General features: G+C 59.8%; 18 protein-coding genes. 10 read left to right on the top strand and 8 right to left on the bottom strand.

Annotated elements, in window-relative coordinates; translation table 11 throughout:
• Positions 1 to 258: 258 nt before the first annotated feature.
• From GSQ88_RS19490 to GSQ88_RS19475, 4 genes are all read left to right on the top strand, one after another.
• On the top strand, positions 259 to 4,002 hold the full coding sequence (locus GSQ88_RS19490) for a vitamin B12-dependent ribonucleotide reductase (RefSeq protein ID WP_159009338.1): 3,744 nt from the start codon (positions 259 to 261) through the stop codon (positions 4,000 to 4,002).
• Positions 4,003 to 4,172: 170 nt separating this feature from the next.
• Positions 4,173 to 4,664, top strand: a complete 492-nt coding sequence (locus tag GSQ88_RS19485) for a hypothetical protein (RefSeq protein WP_159009337.1) — start codon at positions 4,173 to 4,175, stop codon at positions 4,662 to 4,664.
• Complete coding sequence (locus GSQ88_RS19480; RefSeq protein ID WP_159009336.1) at positions 4,661 to 5,341, top strand: hypothetical protein; 681 nt, start codon at positions 4,661 to 4,663, stop codon at positions 5,339 to 5,341. The genes GSQ88_RS19485 and GSQ88_RS19480 overlap by 4 nt, the downstream gene beginning before the upstream one ends.
• 85 nt (positions 5,342 to 5,426) lie before the next feature.
• Positions 5,427 to 5,978: a hypothetical protein gene (locus GSQ88_RS19475; protein WP_159009335.1), complete on the top strand. Its 552-nt coding sequence runs from the start codon at positions 5,427 to 5,429 to the stop codon at positions 5,976 to 5,978.
• Between the two features lie 96 nt (positions 5,979 to 6,074).
• Here GSQ88_RS19475 and GSQ88_RS19470 read toward each other — a convergent pair whose 3' ends face one another.
• A complete protein-coding gene (locus GSQ88_RS19470; protein ID WP_159009334.1) occupies positions 6,075 to 6,650 on the bottom strand; it encodes a hypothetical protein in 576 nt (191 codons plus the stop codon).
• Between the two features lie 141 nt (positions 6,651 to 6,791).
• Entirely contained in the window at positions 6,792 to 7,415 is a 624-nt protein-coding gene (locus tag GSQ88_RS19465) for an ImmA/IrrE family metallo-endopeptidase (RefSeq protein ID WP_159009333.1), read from the bottom strand.
• 195 nt (positions 7,416 to 7,610) lie between these two features.
• Here GSQ88_RS19465 and GSQ88_RS19460 point away from each other — a divergent pair, with 195 nt between their 5' ends.
• Positions 7,611 to 7,844: a DUF2442 domain-containing protein gene (locus GSQ88_RS19460; RefSeq protein ID WP_159009332.1), complete on the top strand. Its 234-nt coding sequence runs from the start codon at positions 7,611 to 7,613 to the stop codon at positions 7,842 to 7,844.
• Between the two features lie 219 nt (positions 7,845 to 8,063).
• On the opposite strand, the gene GSQ88_RS19455 is transcribed toward GSQ88_RS19460, so the two are convergent.
• From GSQ88_RS19455 to GSQ88_RS19440, 4 genes are all read right to left on the bottom strand, one after another.
• A complete protein-coding gene (locus GSQ88_RS19455; RefSeq protein ID WP_159009331.1) occupies positions 8,064 to 8,576 on the bottom strand; it encodes a hypothetical protein in 513 nt (170 codons plus the stop codon).
• A gap of 240 nt (positions 8,577 to 8,816) precedes the next feature.
• Positions 8,817 to 9,656 (bottom strand): dienelactone hydrolase family protein, encoded by an 840-nt coding sequence (locus tag GSQ88_RS19450; RefSeq protein WP_159009330.1) that lies wholly within the window; start codon positions 9,654 to 9,656, stop codon positions 8,817 to 8,819.
• Between the two features lie 29 nt (positions 9,657 to 9,685).
• Complete coding sequence (locus GSQ88_RS19445) at positions 9,686 to 10,270, bottom strand: TetR/AcrR family transcriptional regulator (RefSeq protein ID WP_210253854.1); 585 nt, start codon at positions 10,268 to 10,270, stop codon at positions 9,686 to 9,688.
• 288 nt (positions 10,271 to 10,558) lie between these two features.
• Entirely contained in the window at positions 10,559 to 10,831 is a 273-nt protein-coding gene (locus GSQ88_RS19440) for a DUF2312 domain-containing protein (protein ID WP_159009328.1), read from the bottom strand.
• Between the two features lie 135 nt (positions 10,832 to 10,966).
• Here GSQ88_RS19440 and GSQ88_RS19435 point away from each other — a divergent pair, with 135 nt between their 5' ends.
• Entirely contained in the window at positions 10,967 to 11,761 is a 795-nt protein-coding gene (locus GSQ88_RS19435) for a lysozyme family protein (RefSeq protein ID WP_159009327.1), read from the top strand.
• A gap of 226 nt (positions 11,762 to 11,987) precedes the next feature.
• Here GSQ88_RS19435 and GSQ88_RS19430 read toward each other — a convergent pair whose 3' ends face one another.
• Positions 11,988 to 12,614: a TetR/AcrR family transcriptional regulator gene (locus GSQ88_RS19430; protein ID WP_210253853.1), complete on the bottom strand. Its 627-nt coding sequence runs from the start codon at positions 12,612 to 12,614 to the stop codon at positions 11,988 to 11,990.
• Between the two features lie 79 nt (positions 12,615 to 12,693).
• On the opposite strand from GSQ88_RS19430, the gene GSQ88_RS19425 reads away from it, so the two are divergent.
• The 4 genes from GSQ88_RS19425 (at position 12,694) to greA (ending at position 15,384) form a co-directional block, all read left to right on the top strand.
• The gene (locus GSQ88_RS19425; RefSeq protein ID WP_159009326.1) at positions 12,694 to 13,641 is read left to right on the top strand and encodes an SDR family oxidoreductase; all 948 of its coding nucleotides are present in this window, start codon (positions 12,694 to 12,696) and stop codon (positions 13,639 to 13,641) included.
• 145 nt (positions 13,642 to 13,786) lie between these two features.
• Positions 13,787 to 13,960: a hypothetical protein gene (locus GSQ88_RS35035; RefSeq protein ID WP_174248059.1), complete on the top strand. Its 174-nt coding sequence runs from the start codon at positions 13,787 to 13,789 to the stop codon at positions 13,958 to 13,960.
• A 13-nt stretch (positions 13,961 to 13,973) separates the two neighbouring features.
• Positions 13,974 to 14,837, top strand: a complete 864-nt coding sequence (gene pdxY, locus GSQ88_RS19420) for a pyridoxal kinase PdxY (RefSeq protein ID WP_159009325.1) — start codon at positions 13,974 to 13,976, stop codon at positions 14,835 to 14,837.
• A 46-nt stretch (positions 14,838 to 14,883) separates the two neighbouring features.
• Positions 14,884 to 15,384: a transcription elongation factor GreA gene (gene greA / locus GSQ88_RS19415; protein WP_159009324.1), complete on the top strand. Its 501-nt coding sequence runs from the start codon at positions 14,884 to 14,886 to the stop codon at positions 15,382 to 15,384.
• 168 nt (positions 15,385 to 15,552) lie between these two features.
• Here greA and GSQ88_RS19410 read toward each other — a convergent pair whose 3' ends face one another.
• Positions 15,553 to 16,341: an SDR family NAD(P)-dependent oxidoreductase gene (locus tag GSQ88_RS19410; RefSeq protein WP_159009323.1), complete on the bottom strand. Its 789-nt coding sequence runs from the start codon at positions 16,339 to 16,341 to the stop codon at positions 15,553 to 15,555.
• Positions 16,342 to 16,719 lie beyond the last annotated feature (378 nt).

The raw sequence follows: 16,719 nt of genomic DNA, 5'->3' as shown, positions 1-16,719 counted from the left end.
CTTTTCCGGGCGCCAAACGGGCTCGAAAACGGGTCCCGAAAAATGGGTCTGATGGCTGAGTTGGCGCGTTGAATTGGGGCTGCTTCACGCAAGGCGCGTAACGGCGCCGGCGGGGAGCGAAAGACGGGCCGGGCAACCCGGTTGAGCTGCGGATGATCGGGATCGCGGATATAACCGCGACCTGGCGTCCGCTCATGGAATGACATCCGGCAAACCGCTGCGACAGCGGGCCGGTTATGGAAAGAACGGGGCACGACCATGCGAATCGAACGGCGTAACACCACTCAGGGACAGTCACCCTACGCAGGGATTGATTTCAGATTAACGACATCTGAGATCCGTAACCCCGATGGCTCGGTGGTGTTTCGTCTCGAAAACGTCGAGGTGCCGCAATTCTGGTCGCAGGTCGCCTCCGACGTCTTGGCCCAAAAGTACTTCCGCAAGGCCGGCGTCGCCGCGCGCTTGAAGAAGGTCGAGGAAGAGACCGTGCCGTCCTGGCTGTGGCGTTCGGTGCCGGACACCGAGGCGCTTAGCCAGCTTCCCGAGAACGAGCGCTACGTCAGCGAACTCTCCGCCAGGCAGGTGTTCGACCGCCTCGCCGGCTGCTGGACCTATTGGGGCTGGAAGGGCAAGTACTTCTCGTCGGAAGAAGACGCGCAAGCCTTCTATGACGAACTACGCTTCATGCTGGCCAAGCAGATGGTCGCGCCGAATTCGCCGCAATGGTTCAACACCGGACTGCATTGGGCCTACGGCGTCGATGGCCCCGGCCAGGGCCATTATTATGTCGATCCCTTCACCGGCAAGCTGACCAAATCGAAATCCTCCTACGAGCATCCGCAGCCGCATGCCTGCTTCATCCAGGGCGTGGGTGACGACCTCGTCAACGAGGGCGGCATCATGGACCTCTGGGTCCGCGAGGCGCGCCTGTTCAAGTATGGCTCCGGCACCGGCTCCAACTTCTCGCGGCTGCGCGGCGAAGGCGAAAAGCTCTCCGGCGGCGGACGTTCTTCGGGCCTGATGAGCTTCCTCAAGATCGGCGACCGCGCCGCCGGCGCCATCAAGTCCGGCGGCACCACGCGACGCGCGGCCAAGATGGTCGTGGTCGACGCCGACCATCCCGATATCGAGACCTATATCGATTGGAAGGTGAAGGAGGAGCAGAAGGTCGCCGCGCTCGTGACCGGCTCCAAGCTCAACCAGCGGCATCTGAAGGCGGTACTGAAGGCCTGCGTCAATTGCGAGGGCTCGGGCGACGACTGTTTTGACCCCGAGAAGAACCCGGCGCTGCGCCGTGAGATCAAGCTGGCGCGACGCTCGATGGTCGCCGACGGCATGATCAAGCGCGTGATCCAGTTCGCCCGGCAAGGCTACAAGGAGATCGACTTCCCGGTCTACGACACCGACTGGGATTCGGAAGCCTATCTGACGGTGGCCGGCCAGAACTCCAACAACTCGGTCTCGCTGAAGGACGACTTTTTGCGCGCGGTGGAAACCGATGGCGACTGGAACCTGATCGGCCGCACCAATAAGAAGGTGACGAAGACGCTGAAGGCCCGCGACCTCTGGGAGAAAATCGGTCACGCCGCTTGGGCATCGGCCGATCCCGGCCTGCACTTCAACACCACCATGAACGACTGGCACACCTGCAAGGCGTCCGGCGACATCCGCGCTTCGAATCCGTGCTCGGAATACATGTTCTTGGACGACACCGCCTGCAACCTGGCCTCCGCCAACCTCATCACCTTCTACAACACCTCGACAAAGCTGTTCGACGTCGAATCATACGAGCATCTGTGCCGTCTCTGGACCGTGGTGCTGGAAATCTCGGTGATGATGGCGCAGTTCCCGTCGAAGGCGATCGCGGAATTGTCCTACGAATTCCGCACGCTCGGCCTCGGCTTTGCCAATATCGGCGGTCTCCTGATGACCATGGGCCTGTCGTATGACTCCAAGGAAGGCCGCGCACTGTGCGGAGCGCTGACCGCGATCATGACCGGCACCAGCTACGCCACCTCGGCCGAGATGGCCCGCGAACTGGGCCCCTTCCCCGGCTACAAGAAGAACGCAGCCCACATGCTGCGGGTGATCCGCAACCATCGCCGCGCCGCGCATGGCGAATCGCGCGGCTATGAAGGCCTCGCGGTCAATCCGGTGCCGCTCGATTTCGGCAGCGTCCCTCAAGTCAACGTCGTTGAGCGCGCCAAGTTCGCCTGGGATCAGGCGCTGGAGCTCGGCGAACAACATGGTTTCCGCAACGCGCAGACCACCGTGGTGGCGCCGACCGGCACCATCGGTCTGGTGATGGATTGCGACACCACCGGCATCGAGCCTGACTTTGCACTGGTGAAATTCAAGAAGCTCGCCGGCGGCGGCTACTGGAAGATCATCAACCGCGCCGTGCCCGAAGCGCTGCGCACGCTCGGCTACCGCGAGAGCGACATCGCCGAGATCGAAGCCTATGCCGTCGGCCACGGCTCGCTCTCCAACGCCCCCGGCATCAACGTCTCCACCCTGAAGACCAAGGGCTTCACCGATGAAGCCATTGCCAAGGTGGAAGCGGCGCTGCCGACCGCGTTCGACATCAAGTTCGCCTTCAACAAATGGACCTTTGGCGAGGACTTCATTCGCGACACCCTCGGCATCGGCGCGGAAGCCATTGCGGCACCGGGTTTCGACCTGCTCGCCGCGGTTGGATTCACCAAGCGCGAGATCGAGGCCGCCAACGTCCACATCTGCGGCGCGATGACGGTGGAAGGCGCACCGCATCTGAAGGCCGAGCACTACAACGTGTTCGACTGCGCCAATCCCTGCGGCAAGGTCGGTAAGCGTTATCTCTCGGTGGAAAGCCACATCCGCATGATGGCGGCGTCGCAGCCGTTCATCTCGGGCGCGATCTCCAAGACCATCAACATGCCGAACGACGCCACGGTGGAGGATTGCAAGTCCGCCTACCTGATGTCGTGGAAGCTGGCGCTGAAGGCCAACGCGCTCTATCGCGACGGCTCAAAACTGTCGCAGCCGCTCAACTCGCAGCTCATCAGCGACGAGGACGAGGAGGACGATGCGGTCGAGGCGTTCTACGACAAGCCGATGGCGGCCCGTACCGCCCAGGTCTCGGAAAAGATCGTCGAGAAACTGGTCGAGCGTATCGTGGTGATGCGCGAGCGCGAGAAGATGCCGGATCGCCGCAAGGGCTACACGCAAAAGGCCGTGGTCGGTGGCCACAAGGTTTACTTGCGGACCGGCGAATATGACGATGGCCGGATCGGCGAGATCTTCATCGACATGCACAAGGAAGGTGCTGCGCTGCGCTCCTTCATCAACAATTTCGCCATCGCGGTATCGCTCGGCCTGCAATATGGCGTGCCGCTGGAGGAATATGTCGACGCCTTCACCTTCACCCGCTTCGAACCCGCGGGCCCGGTGCAGGGCAACGACTCAATCAAGTATGCGACCTCGATCCTCGACTATGTGTTCCGCGAACTCGCGGTCAGCTACATGTCGCGCTTCGACCTCGCCCATGTCGATCCCTCGGAGTCCAACTTCGATGCGATGGGCAAGGGTGTCGAGGAAGGCAAGCAGCCGGAGCAGCCGAACAACAAATATCTGTCGAAGGGCCTGACCCGTTCGCGCACCGACAACCTCGTCGTCATGCGCAACGTCGCGACGCCCGAGACCGAGGCGCGCGGCACCAGCAACGTCACCACGATGGCCGCCCACGGCGCCACCGCCCGCCACGGCGACGCCCACGAAGGCGCGGTCGCGCTGAAGCAGGAACCCCAGCACGATCTGTCGCCGACCGAAAAGCTCGAAGCCCTGCAATGGAGCAAGGCGGGCGCCGCGCAAGCAGCCCAGCCGAGCAAGGCCGAGCGCCGCGCCGAAGCCAAGGCAAAAGGCTACGAAGGCGAAATGTGCGGCGAATGCGGGCACTTCTCGCTGGTGCGGAATGGGACTTGTATGAAGTGCGATACGTGTGGAAGCACGACGGGGTGTTCGTGATCCGACGTTAATCGTCATGCCCGGGCTTGACCCGGGCATCCACGACTAAGAGAGGGTGGCCTAAAGGCCGCCCCCTTTTTTTGACTTGAACCAGAACTCGTAACGCTATTACAACTATAAGATGTTAGTGTATTTAGATCAGCTTAAAAATTTTTAAGAAAGGCAACGCCTTGTCCCAAGAATCAGCCACCGAAGCCTATGAGGCACTCGTACGGTGGCTCAGGGAGAACAAGCTCGACTGGGTTGCTCAACAAATAGAGGAAGAGGCTGTCCTTGGTAAAACTGAACTCAAACGCATTGCGACTTCAGATACCAAAGTATCTCCAGTTGTAGGCACATTCCGGGACGCAGCAGAAATTACCTCTGGATCAGCGCCCCCTAAAAGACAAAGCGCCGAATTTCTAGTTCGCGTAGATTACTCGCCATATGAAAAGTTCGACATCGCGGTTTCAGCGGTACGCGCTGTCGTAATTGGCGCGATTGAAATTCAAGATGCTCTCGCTACTGCGTTAAACATAGGCAATGGACAAATTTGTTTTGTCCCGGGAGAGACCGGAGTCATTGAACATCAATATCGCGTCAGTGATCTAACAACTCAGAGATCCATAATCGTTCATGCCGAGGACTATCTAAAGCAACTGACAGAAGACGTAAACAAATGACGATTAGACTAGGTTTGATCGCCGATATTAAAGCTGCGCTTTCTGGCGCGCTCTCCCCGAATCTTACGGCCGGATCAAACGGCGATGACCTTTATGAAGCATATATTTGGACAGTCGTGCTCGATGCGGCTCGTAACAAAGGTGCGACAATTCTATTCAAAGACGTTTTCGGCAATAACCCCACCAGCACATTTTACTTCCGCACTTCTCCGGGCGAGATTTGGTGGAATTCGAAGAACTACTGTCACGCAGAAATTCAATTTCCAACATGCACTCCGCTCGAAGCTCACATAGGCATTTACGTTGAAGGAAGATCGAAAGTGCGTCACGAATGTGATGTAGCTATTCTCTTTAAGACTGAAGCCGACATATGCCGGTCGAAAAACGCACTACCCCGCGCCTCGAAAGTAATTATGTCGGTTGAAGCCAAATATTATGTGGGTTCGACGCTAGGCTTAGGCCTTGGTCGTGCGTTCTTGGGCCTTTGTAATGAAATCCAACGACTGAACCGCTTCTTCATTGCAACCTCGCCTTCAAAGAGTATTGCAAAGCTTTTATCCAAACATACGATCGGATTCGATCTCGGCTTCACTCCAACCATTCCACACAACGTTGACGTGATGCGGGGACTCTTTGAGAAGGTGTTCGCAAACTTCATCGCCCAAGAAAGCTCATAGGCGGATTAGCGGAGCGTAATTCCGCGCTCATCGACAAAACCGCAAATTTTTTGTTCTGGGATGCTCTCGCAAGCGAGGATAGACGATGCCGGTAAAGACAATCGAGATTCAAAGCAATTTCATTGGCGATTTCAAAGTCGGTGACAACCTCGTCTACAATTCTAGCCTGTTATGCAAGCTTGCAGAGGCCGGCAGCGTCTATAACAAACTTATCGTCGTGCAGATCGGTTCCATAATAGAGGCAGCCCTTTCCCAAATTTTCTACCGCGCACGGAGTTTTACACGCGAGGGTGTGCCCAATATCTTGGAAGCAGATCGCGCAGAGATCGAAAAGAAGACGGTTGAGAAATTCGCGGTCATAATCGACGTGTCGAAGAAATACAAACTATTAGACGATCTCGGCGCAGACGTTTACGACGAGCTTCATAAACTCAGAAAGTATCGCAACAAGGTTCACATTCAGGCGGAATTCGATATCGCGAGCGTTCCAAGAGATGAAGAGAAGGCTTACAGCGACATTGTCCGATCTTGGGCCTTCGGATTGAATGTTAAGATTCTCGAATTTCTCGGGAAAAAATATCCCCGCCCGGAGGGTTTGGGATCATTCGTGCAGAATTTGACCGTCCCCTCCTGCTGATAAGACGCGTAAGTTGGATTCCAGCCCGTAGGGGCGGATTAGCGCGGCGCAATTCGTCCCTAACCCTTCAGCCACGGCGGCGGTTTACGCCTTCGGTTAATTCTCCCTACGAGCTTCGTCGAGCAATTCGACTTCCAAGTCCTCTATCCGCTTCTTGAACTCGGCAAACCGGTTGACCAACGCATTCAATTGGCGCGACGTGTAGGCGTACTTCGGAAAACCTTGGTCGTCAAAATCCTTCAGCGAATAGTACGGCGGCGCCAAAGCCCACCGACCGTCGAAACCTCCAAGCCGATCCTCGACGAACGAAGGCAGAAAGACGCTCGGAAAAACCACGGAATGAGCGACTTCGTTTCGCCGCCTGGCGAATCCCTCGGCTGCCACGCAGATCGCCTGGAATTCGGTCTCGAGCCTCTTTAGTTCCCTCCCCGCGAAAAATCTCTCCGCCTTCGAACGCAAACGATCGAGCCTCTGCCTGAAGGTAACGCCAGCACCAAACTCCTTCACTGCCTCTCCGTGCCGGGGGCGACCGACAAACAAGGAATACAGCAACGCCAACTGAAACTCGACGTGCACCCACTGCCCCACCGCCCTTCCGAACCATTCGTGAGTGACGCTTGCCGAATCATCGCCATGGCGAGGTAATGGAGGCGGATCCCATGGATCGGACATCATTTGTTCCTGGCTTTGAGAATTCAGTCACGGCCCATAAATCGAAGGCACCTCAGCACGCAGGGCCGGTTAGCCGCCGGCGTAATCCGCCGTTCACGAATCCGAATCGGCGCAACGCGCTTCGCTGTTGCGCCTTACGGGCTAATCATCAAGGTTCGTGCGGATGGTCATCCCTTCCCGCTTTGCCTGACGAAGAAATTCGCGAACAGACTCTGGAAGCGGACGAAGTTCGCCTCGCCTGCGTCGTCGGATGCGGTCGATCTCTTCTTTGCGCAACAGAGAAGCGGTAATGCTCAAGCCAAATTTAGTCTCAATCTGCTCGGCAGTAGCATCCTCTGGCACGAGGTGCTCAGGAGCCAGGAGGATCGCTGCGAGGCGGTTAGCCTCCGATTCTTGATGCTTGACCAAGCTGCTCGAAATATTCTTATGCATTTGGTTGGTGGAGCGATTTAGGAAACCCTTATGTCCCAAGGCATAGTGCGAAATTTCATGCGCCACCGTGAAACGAGGCCGCGGTTCGTCGCGCTGAATCCCCACAAAAATGCTCTCGCGCATGGTCAGCTCACGGTCATCCGAGAACCAGTGAGCCTCAGCATTCGGGAGCTGGGCGTCAGGCACGCGTCGATAGTTAAAGCCACCGTCGAAGCCTTTGATTTTCATAATTATCGTCAGCATGTCAGGGCGAACAGCATGCTCAAGTCCGATTTTCCTTAGAAAACCGCGACCAATTTCTTCCAGCGTTTCGTCGGTCTTGTAATCGAACACGACAATTCCCCGCGGCTTAATTAGCCTATTTAGTATACGTACTCCTTGCCATTACCATATCAAGTGCCTCCGAATTTTTTTATTAGGTCAGTAAGATTGACCGAATTTCTTAGCAATACCCATCTATTCCGCTTTTTTTATATGATGGGTTGCAAAGAGCTCCAACCATCCCGCGGATTCTGTTGAAGGCTTGGCATGACCACTTCTGCGACCAGCGTTCGATTTGACGAACACGCGATGTGGGTCGAGTTGTCCGACGGACGGACGCTCGGCGTGCCGCTGGCATGGTTTCCGCGGCTGCTACACGCGACGTCTTCCGAGCGCGAGCAAGTCGAGTTGAGCCGCGTCGGCCTGCATTGGGAGGCCATCGACGAAGATATCTCCATCGCGAGCCTGCTGGCCGGACGTGGAGCTCGTAGGGCGGATTAGCGCAGCGTAACCCGCCGTTTTCCAACTCAGCGAAGATGGCGGATTACGCTCCGCTGATCCGCCCTACGCTGCTCTGCGCCTCGCGATCGATGGCGGCAATTAACAATCCTGGCCCGACGAACTCGTAGGCGGATTGGCCGACGCCAATCTTGCGTTTTGAAAAACGACCCTCGGCACCCTCCGTTGGCAGATAGACGACGATTTACCTGTTCGCAGAAATCAATCCGGCTTGCCAAGTCCCTGCCGTCGCTTCTGCCGCAAGGCGGCCAGTTCGGGAAAGGGTTCATACCGCACTCTCATGCAGCCGTATGGAACATTGTTCAGGCCGATCGTGCTTTTAACGACCGACTTTCCATTCGGATCGGACTCGAGGGTCAGCATCGCGACCCGTTGCGTGGGAAATGGAAAAATGTCGAGTTTGGCCGACACGCAATAGTATGTCACGGGCGATCGAAACAGAAACGTCCTCCCTTGAACGGGGCCCGCGAATTGCGGTTCGAGCAGCTTGGGCGCTTCTCCGTCCAGGTAGGTTCGATAGCCGAGAGTGGGCTCGAGCATTTGTGCTATCGCTTGTCTGATATTGCCGGGCGCGACACCAGCAGCTGGCGAGGCGGCAGTTGCGGGGGCGGTGCTGGCACGCGTTGCCTTTGGAACGGCGGAAGCCTGCACCTTCGCCCGTCGCGCTGACGGCAGCTCCGCCTGGCCATGAGCTGCGCCAATGATGAGGGCCATGCAAACGACCGAGAGGCTACCTGACAATCTCCTGCTCGCCGACATGTATGACATCGTTGGAAATCCAAGCATCATCGTTTCTGCACATCGAGCGCATGACATGCATGCGATGGAAATGCAACCATCAAGAGCGCAGCCCGTAAGATGGGTGGAGCGAAGCGATACCCATCAATTCCGGCTCCTCATGTGATGGGTTTCGCGAAGGGCTCAACCCATCCTACGGGCTGCCCCCGCTCAAAATCACATCCCCGCAGGAACGGCTCCACCCGAAAGCCGGTAGGCAAAGAACGACAAAATCTCGTCACGGGCTTTAATCGTCGGCTCTCCGGCTTCGTCAACGAGATGCACGGTTACAACGCTGTGTGGGCTCGGCACATGTTTTGCGAAGAACGGCGGAGCATCTGGATTGGCGGCGCTGTCGGGCAGGACGCGACCGATAAAGCGGCTGCCGAGCTTCTCGGCGTAAGCGGCGAATCTCTGGGCGCGACAGAATGGATCGCCTTCAAAGCGGTAGGCCAGGACCGTCAGGTTCTCATGATCGAGCCGCGCTCGGACCGCCTGAATCTCCTCGGGCGAAATTTCGATGCCGGCGGGGTCATTGAGCGGAAGCGACGGCTGTGAAAGCACCGGCGCCAGCACGGATGGCTCAAGCATCATCGTCAGCGCGAAATTGCCTGTAAAACACATGCCGATGGCGCCTACCCCCGGGCCGCCGCATTCGTGATGCGCCAGTTTCGCAAGACAGCGCAGCCACTGCGTCACTGGGCTCGAGACATTGGCGGCGAGTGCACGGAACTCGGCGCTGACACACGCGCGTTGGAATATGGCCGCGCCCTCCTCCGCGGTCGGCAGCGCGCCGTCGCGTCCAAACAGAGACGGCAGGTAGACCGTAAATCCGGCCTCGCGCACCCATCTGGCAAAACGCGCCACCTGCGGACTGATGCCGGGCATTTCGGCCATGACGATGACGGCCGGACCTGTGCCCGCGATCAGCACCTTTTTTGTGATGCCGTCGAGCATGATCTCGCGCGTGTCGAAATCATCGAGAGTATCATCCGTTTTCACGCTACGCTGGGGCATCGGCACCACCTCCTCCGCTCATCGTCAGGTCAAACTTTCTTTGCGCCTTCAAATTCCCTCAAGAGCGGTACCAGCAGCGCTGTTGCCGTCTGCCGCTGGCGCTTCGAAGGCCAATGTTCCGGCTCCAGAATCGCGCGAACGCCGACGCCGTCCAGGGTTGCGATCACCGCATCCGCGGTCAGCAGCGCCTCGCGCGACGATGTGTTCGGCTTGAGCGCCCGCAGCACATGCGCCACGTGCTCGACAAAGGCTTCGTAGTAGCGACGATGGATCGCGCGAAGCCGATCATCGGCAATGGCCTTTCCCCAGAACGCCAGCCAGACGCGCCATTCCATCTGGCTCGCTTCATCGACCGGGAGATGGGCACATGCCTGCGCGACAAAGGTCTCGACATCTTTCGGAGGCTTGTGCCGACCACGGCCCAGTCGCTGCAACGTTCGGCGCACGACCTCTTCGAGCGCAGCCTCCAAAACGGCTTCCTTGCCGTCGAAATAATGGGTAACGGCCCCGGTCGTGACATGCGCGGCACGCGCGACGTCGCGCAGCCTGGTCCCTTCCAGCCCCGCTCCGTGAATGACGCTGATGGCAGCACTGGCAATCGAGCGCTGTTGCATTTCGATATCGACTCTTTTTGGCATAACGGTGATTATTTTAAAAACCGGAGCCTTTGTCAAGACGGTGTCGAGCGAGACCGCCGGGAATGGGTTTAGTTAGTGGCCCGGATGAGCGCAGCGATATCCGGGGGCGGCGTTGGGTGGTCCCGGATATCGCGGAGCCTGTCGCCGGGCGCGCCTTCGCGCGACCCGTTGGCTCATCCGGGCTACGCCCCCGCCGCTAGGACGGACGAGAGGGCGGGTCAGCGCTGGCAAACCCGCCCTCCTTCATCACGCGGCCCTGCTTCATCAAGCAGCTTTGGCGGTTTTTTCTGCCGGAGTGGCCTGTTCCATGGCGCGCATGTAGAGATCGAGCATGCTCTCGCGCTCGTCGCGCTCTTCCTCATCCTGCTTTCGAAGTTTGACGATCTCTTTGAGGATCTTGACGTCAAATCCGTCGCCCTTGGCCTCCGCGAACACTTCCTTCTTTTGCTCGTTCAACTGCTGGATCTCGCTGTCGATATTTTCGATCCGTTCGACGAACGCGCGAATTTTACCGCCGGGAATGGTGACGTCGGACATGGTGTCTCCCTGATTAATGGAGATGCGAAAATGCCCGCAAGAGACTAACCAATGTGTTAACCCAGGAAGCCGCACCGAAAGATGATTAACGGCGCTCAGGTTCCGTTATTGTGCCCCACGCATTCCGCGAGAAGCATGCCCGCAAAAAGCCGCCGCCCCCACCCTCGCCTACGCCGCTGGCGCCAGGGCGCACAATGGGCGCGCGAGAGGCTTGCGACCGTACCCCGCTCGCTTCGGATCACAGGCGCCACAGCGATCCTGCTGGCAACCTTCGCACTGACCAACCTGATCTATCACGTGATCCACAAGCCGACCGAACTGTTCTTCTTCGTCGGCCATCGGCTCGACAAGGAACCAGCCGAGACGTGGCGGCAATACGGGGCGCTGTTTCGTATTTATTCGACCCCGTCGATCCCACCCGAACTGTTGGCCGCGCTGGCGCAGATCGAGAGCTCAGGCAATCCGGTGGATCGCACCTACTGGCGATGGCGGTGGAGTTTTAACCCGTTCGCGATCTACCAGCCCGCCTCCAGCGCCGTCGGCCTGTTCCAGACCACCGATCCGGCCTACGCCGAGGCCGCGCGGTTCTGCATCCGCGACAACGCGGTCACCGATAGCGGCTGCGGGTTCGGCCCCTACATTCGCGCGCTTCCGAGCCATGCCGTCGAGTTGGCATCGGTGTATCTCGACCGCCATGTGGCGGCGGTTCTCAACGTCGCGGGCGATGCCAAGCCAACCCCGCAGCAGAAGCAGGATCTGGCGGCCTTCATCCATCTGTGCGGCGCGGGACCGGCCACCCGTTACGCGCGCCGTCACTTCCAGATGATATCGGGCGAACGCTGCGGCGATCATCTCGTCAGCGCCTATGTCTCCAGGGTCGACGCGATGAAGCGGCAGTTTTTGCGCCTCGCCGCCGATGGCGGCGGTTAGGCCGCCCGACGACGTCATCCTTACAGCCGTCATCCTGAGGTGCGAGCTCTTGCGAGCCTCGAAGGATGGCCGCACGCACTGCGCTGAACACCATCCTTCGAGGCGCGCACGAAAGTGCGCGCACCTCACGGGTGAACGCAATTGCGTTCATCCCGGGGATGACGTTGCGCTTTGCGGAATAGCAAATAGCCCGTCGCTGTTGAAGTGCGATGAGCGACCGCCCCCCTCATTTCGTCTTCTTCGCCGATGATCGTCTATGATCCACCACCGCGACGTTCCTCAACGCCGCAAAGGCGTCCTTGATGAAGACGTCAAGCTTTGGGCCGCCCTTGGTCAACCAGGCCTCAATCGCCAGCTTGATGATGCCGACCGCGGTCGCCGCGGTCACCCGGCAGGCGAGGTCGTTTTCCGGGAGGCCTTTGCGTTCCGCCATCACCTTGGCCGACAGCCGCTCGACATATTCGTACTTGGCCTGATCTCCGGCCCTGAGCGCCGGCGTATCGCGGATCAGCCGCGCGTAGTTGCGCGCCTGTGCCGGAATATGAAGCGTGGCCATCTCGATCATGGCGTTCTCGGCCATGTCCATCAGCGGCTCGTCCGCCGGACGCCGGCCGAGGGCCTCCGCGACCAGCCGCGGAAACTCGGCCTTGGTGGAGAAGACGATCTCCTCCTTGGATTCGAAATAGTGGAACAGGCTGCGCCGCGAAACGTCGACGGCGGCTGCGATGTCGTCGAGCGTCACCGCGTCGAAGCCGCGTTCCAGGAACAGCCGCATGGCTTCGGCTTGAATCCGGGCATGGGTCTCCGCGCGCTTGCGTTCGCGCATGCCGACCGGACTGGATAATTCTTTCATTTGCACTCCTTGCATGTATGCACCGGGTGCAACATATCGCAAGTCTCAGGACGCATTTTTCCACGAAAGGATAGCAAACATGGCGAGCTGGACCACCCGCGACATTCCCGATCAGTCAGGCAAATTGGCCGTCGTCACCGGCGCCACCGGCGGCCTCGGATTGGAAACAGCCTTGGGCCTGGCCGGCGCCGGCGCCGAGGTGATCCTGTCCGGACGCAACCCGGCCAAGGGGCGCACCGCCGAGGAGACGATCCGTCAACAGCACAAAAACGCCAAGGTGCGGTTCGAAGTCGCCGACCTCGCCAGCCTCGCATCCACCACGAATTTTGCCGACCGCATGCTCGCCGCGGGCCGCCCGATCGACATCCTCGTCAACAACGCCGGCGTCATGGCGCTGCGCGAGCGCGGCACCACCGCCGACGGGTTTGAGACGCAGTTCGGGACCAACTATTTGTCGCACTTTGCGCTGACGGGCAGATTGTTGCCGCTTCTGACCGCTGCGAAAGCGCGCGTCGTGCAACTGTCCAGCATCGCGCACCGGGCCGGCAAGATTCGGCTCGACGACCTCAATTACAAGCAGGGATACAAGCCGTTTCCGGTCTATCAGCAGTCCAAGCTCGCGATGCTGATGTTCGCGATCGAACTGGATCGGCGCAGCACCGCGAACGGCTGGGGCCTGATCAGCGTCGCGTCGCATCCGGGGATCGCGCGCACCGATTTGGTGGCCAACGGGCCTTCGGTCGGGGCCAACGTCGTGATCCGGACCGCCATTCCCATCGCGGAGCGAATACTCGGACACTCGGCCGCTGCCGGAGCCTTGCCGACCCTGATGGCGGCGACGATGCCAGGTGTAAAAGGCGGCCAATATTTCGGCCCACAAGGCTGGCTGGAGTTGAAGGGCGTACCCGGTCCCGGAAAAATCGAGAAGCAGGCCCTGGATGCCGGCGTCGGCTTCCAACTGTGGGAAGCATCGGAGCGGTTGACGGGGGTCACCATCGCGGGACCGAGATCAATGAAGTCCGCATGAATGTAGCAAGTAGCCCGGATGAGCGTTTGCGATATCCGGGACCACTCAGGCGCCGACCCGGATATCGCTAAAGCTCATCCGGGCTACGCTCTTCCCGACGGGCCTCCTCACGGGGTAGGCTCGGGCCTTCAACTCGGGGATCACCATGAACGGAAATCGAACCTACGGCGTGCGGGTCGAGAGCGCGAAATATGGCGTCGGATTCGGATCGGCGCTCGCCATCGCGATCTCCTATGCCAACAACCACTCGATCCTGTGGGCGATCATCCACGGCATCCTGGGCTGGCTCTACGTGATCTATGTCGCGCTGTTCGGATGATCCGGCTTAGCCCATGAGCGTGATCTCGATTCAGTCGCAGGTGGCTTACGGCCATGTCGGCAACAGCGCCGCGACCTTTCCGATGCAGATGCACGGCATCGACGTCGTCGCGGTGCCGACCACGCTCTTGAGTAATCGCCCGGGCTATCCGACCATTCGCGGCCGGGTGCTCGAGGCGCAACTGGTCAGCGATCTCCTGCTCGGGGTCGAGGAGCGCGGCGCGGTCGAGACCTCCAGCATGATCCTGTCGGGCTATCTCGGCTCGGCCGAGATCGCCGCCGTGGTCGCCGACTTCGTCGCGCGCGCCAAGGCGCGCAACCCAAAACTCGCTTATTGTTGCGATCCCGTGCTGGGCGATCGCGATCGCGGCCTGTTCGTGCACGCCGATATCCCGCCGCTGGTGCGCGACCTCCTGTGCCCGCTGGCCGACATCATCACGCCCAATCATTTCGAGTTCGAATGGTTGTGCGGCGCCAAGACCACGACATTGGATCAGATGATCGCGCAAGCGCAAACGCTGCTGGCGCGGGGTCCCTCGCCCATCGTGGTCACCTCGGCCGAACTGGCGGACACGCCGGACAACGCGATCGAAACGATTGCGATCGAACAGACCAATAACGGGGTGAAGGCCTGGCGCGTGCGCACGCCAAAACTGCCGATCAACCCGTCCGGGACTGGCGATCTCTTTGCCTCGCTGTTGGTGTCCGCGCGCATCGGCGGGGCCGACACGCCGGAAGCGCTCGGTCATGCCGCTTCCGCGATCTTCGCGGTGCTGGAACGCACCGCCCTTGCCGGCACCGAGGAAATGCGCATCGTCGAAAGCGCCGAACTGCTGGTCCATCCGAAACGCCGGTTCGACGCCGTCGCCGTCGGATGATACAACGATTGCGTCGCGCTAATTTGATGGATTTCGGAGTTCGAGATTGAGTGTCGCCTTCACCAAGGAAGACAGTGCGGAGACCGCGTCGGAGACGCTGCTGCCCGATCGCCCGATTTCACCGCATCCGAACCTCGTGACGGACGCCGGATTGAAGGCGCTCGAGTTCCAGCTGCAACAGGCGCGCGAAGCGTACGAGGCCGCGAACACCATCGAGGACGTCAACGAACGAAGGCGCCAAGCCGCAAATCCGCTGCGCGAGGCCCGCTACTTCGCGGCAAGGGTTCGCACCGCCCAGATCGTCGCCGATCCCGCGTCGATCGATGTGGTGGCCTTTGGCAGCATCGTGACCTTCCAACGCGGCGATGGCCGCGTGCAGACCTATCGTATCGTCGGTGAGGACGAGGCCGATCCGAAGGCCGGGTCGATTTCGTTCGTCTCTCCCGTGGCGAAGTCTCTGATGGGCAAAGCCGTCGGAGATATCGTCGGCGCGGGTGATCAGGAAATCGAGATCATGGCGATCGCGCTAATGGAGGCGCAACGCTGAAGCGCGCCGTCATCCCCGGGATGAACGCAATTGCGTTCACCCGTGAGGTGCGAGCCTCTTGGCGAGCCTCGAAGGATGGCCGCACGCACAACGCTGAACACCATCCTTCGAGGCGCGCAAGTGCGCGCACCTCAGGATGACGTCAGAAATGGGCGTGAACGCAGGCGATCACCGTCCTGCCGGCTCGTTCACCGGCACCGTGTAATTCAGCACCAGCCGGCCGCCGTCCGGATAGATGGTCTGTCCGGTGATATAGGACGCATCGTCGCTGGCGAGGAAGGCGACGACGGAGGCGACTTCGCCCGGTTCGCCGCCGCGCCCGATCGGCGTTCGCGACAATACGCTGCGGCGCGCATCCTCGGACGAGAAGATCGCGCTGGACACCATGTCGGTCAGGATGGTTCCGGGTCCCACCGCGACGACCCGGATGCGATGCGGCGCCAGCGCCACCGCGGCCACCGAAGTGAGTTGCTTCATGCCGCCCTTGGAGATCGCATAAGTCGCCAGGGTCGGAATCGCCAACAGCGCGTTGACCGAGGACATGTTGATGATGACCCCGCCGCCGCCTTGCGCGATCATCTGCTTCGCCGCGGCTTGCACGCCGAAGAAAGCGCCCTTCAGGTTGATCGCGATGACGTCGTCGAACTCCTGCTCGGATATCTCCAGAAAATCCCGGTTGCGGGCGACGCCGGCATTGTTGACCATGATGTCGAGCCTGCCGAACGCCTTGACGGCGGTGGCGACCAGCGCATCGATGTCGGTGCGTTTTGCCACGTCGGCCACGACCATCAGCAGATCATCGGGCCGTCCCAGTTCCTTAGCCGTGCCGGCAAGCGCCTCGCCATCGACGTCTGAAATCACGACCTTGACGCCGTCGCTGAGAAACCGTTCCGCGCACGCCTTGCCGATGCCGCGCGCCGCACCGGTAATGACGGCGACCTTGCCGGATAGCTTCATGTCACCGCATCCTACGCGTTACGTCGATCAATTTCGCGCCGACAATATTCGCTGGGCATTCATGATGGCAAGGGCGAACGGGCCGCGAGGCAAATCCGGATATCGGTCATGCGTCGTGCGTCAGGCGGATCAAGCGCAGCGAAATCCGGGCACCGCCTGCCAAGTCATCCTTTACACCAACTCAGTCGTCATCCTGAGAGTCTGCCTCACAATGCGGCCAATGAAATCGGGTGCTTTCGCTCTAGCCCGTCATGCCCGGCCTTGTGCCGGGCATCCACGTCTTCGTTGCAATCAAGTATGAAAAGACGTGGATGGCCGGGTCAAGCCCGGCCATGACGAGAATCATTTTCAGTCATTTGGAAAGTCGCAGGATGACGC

This window comes from Bradyrhizobium sp. S69, from assembly GCF_009766005.1.
Taxonomy (GTDB): domain Bacteria; phylum Pseudomonadota; class Alphaproteobacteria; order Rhizobiales; family Xanthobacteraceae; genus Bradyrhizobium.
Note: the sequence above shows the minus strand (reverse complement) of the source record. Positions and strands in the feature narration are given on the sequence as shown.

Bases quoted from the DNA above. Each gene is read 5' to 3' on its own strand.
- GSQ88_RS19435 (WP_159009327.1), top strand. From the start codon at position 10,967: ATGCCCGCAAAAAGCCGCCGCCCCCACCCTCGCCTACGCCGCTGGCGC.
- GSQ88_RS19470 (WP_159009334.1), bottom strand. From the start codon at position 6,650: ATGTCCGATCCATGGGATCCGCCTCCATTACCTCGCCATGGCGATGAT.
- GSQ88_RS19450 (WP_159009330.1), bottom strand. From the start codon at position 9,656: ATGCCCCAGCGTAGCGTGAAAACGGATGATACTCTCGATGATTTCGAC.
- GSQ88_RS19475 (WP_159009335.1), top strand. From the start codon at position 5,427: ATGCCGGTAAAGACAATCGAGATTCAAAGCAATTTCATTGGCGATTTC.
- GSQ88_RS19455 (WP_159009331.1), bottom strand. From the start codon at position 8,576: ATGGCCCTCATCATTGGCGCAGCTCATGGCCAGGCGGAGCTGCCGTCA.
- GSQ88_RS19440 (WP_159009328.1), bottom strand. From the start codon at position 10,831: ATGTCCGACGTCACCATTCCCGGCGGTAAAATTCGCGCGTTCGTCGAA.
- GSQ88_RS19425 (WP_159009326.1), top strand. From the start codon at position 12,694: ATGGCGAGCTGGACCACCCGCGACATTCCCGATCAGTCAGGCAAATTG.
- GSQ88_RS19480 (WP_159009336.1), top strand. From the start codon at position 4,661: ATGACGATTAGACTAGGTTTGATCGCCGATATTAAAGCTGCGCTTTCT.
- pdxY (WP_159009325.1), top strand. From the start codon at position 13,974: ATGAGCGTGATCTCGATTCAGTCGCAGGTGGCTTACGGCCATGTCGGC.
- GSQ88_RS19410 (WP_159009323.1), bottom strand. From the start codon at position 16,341: ATGAAGCTATCCGGCAAGGTCGCCGTCATTACCGGTGCGGCGCGCGGC.
- GSQ88_RS19430 (WP_210253853.1), bottom strand. From the start codon at position 12,614: ATGAAAGAATTATCCAGTCCGGTCGGCATGCGCGAACGCAAGCGCGCG.
- GSQ88_RS19460 (WP_159009332.1), top strand. From the start codon at position 7,611: ATGACCACTTCTGCGACCAGCGTTCGATTTGACGAACACGCGATGTGG.
- GSQ88_RS19490 (WP_159009338.1), top strand. From the start codon at position 259: ATGCGAATCGAACGGCGTAACACCACTCAGGGACAGTCACCCTACGCA.
- GSQ88_RS19445 (WP_210253854.1), bottom strand. From the start codon at position 10,270: ATGCAACAGCGCTCGATTGCCAGTGCTGCCATCAGCGTCATTCACGGA.
- GSQ88_RS35035 (WP_174248059.1), top strand. From the start codon at position 13,787: ATGAACGGAAATCGAACCTACGGCGTGCGGGTCGAGAGCGCGAAATAT.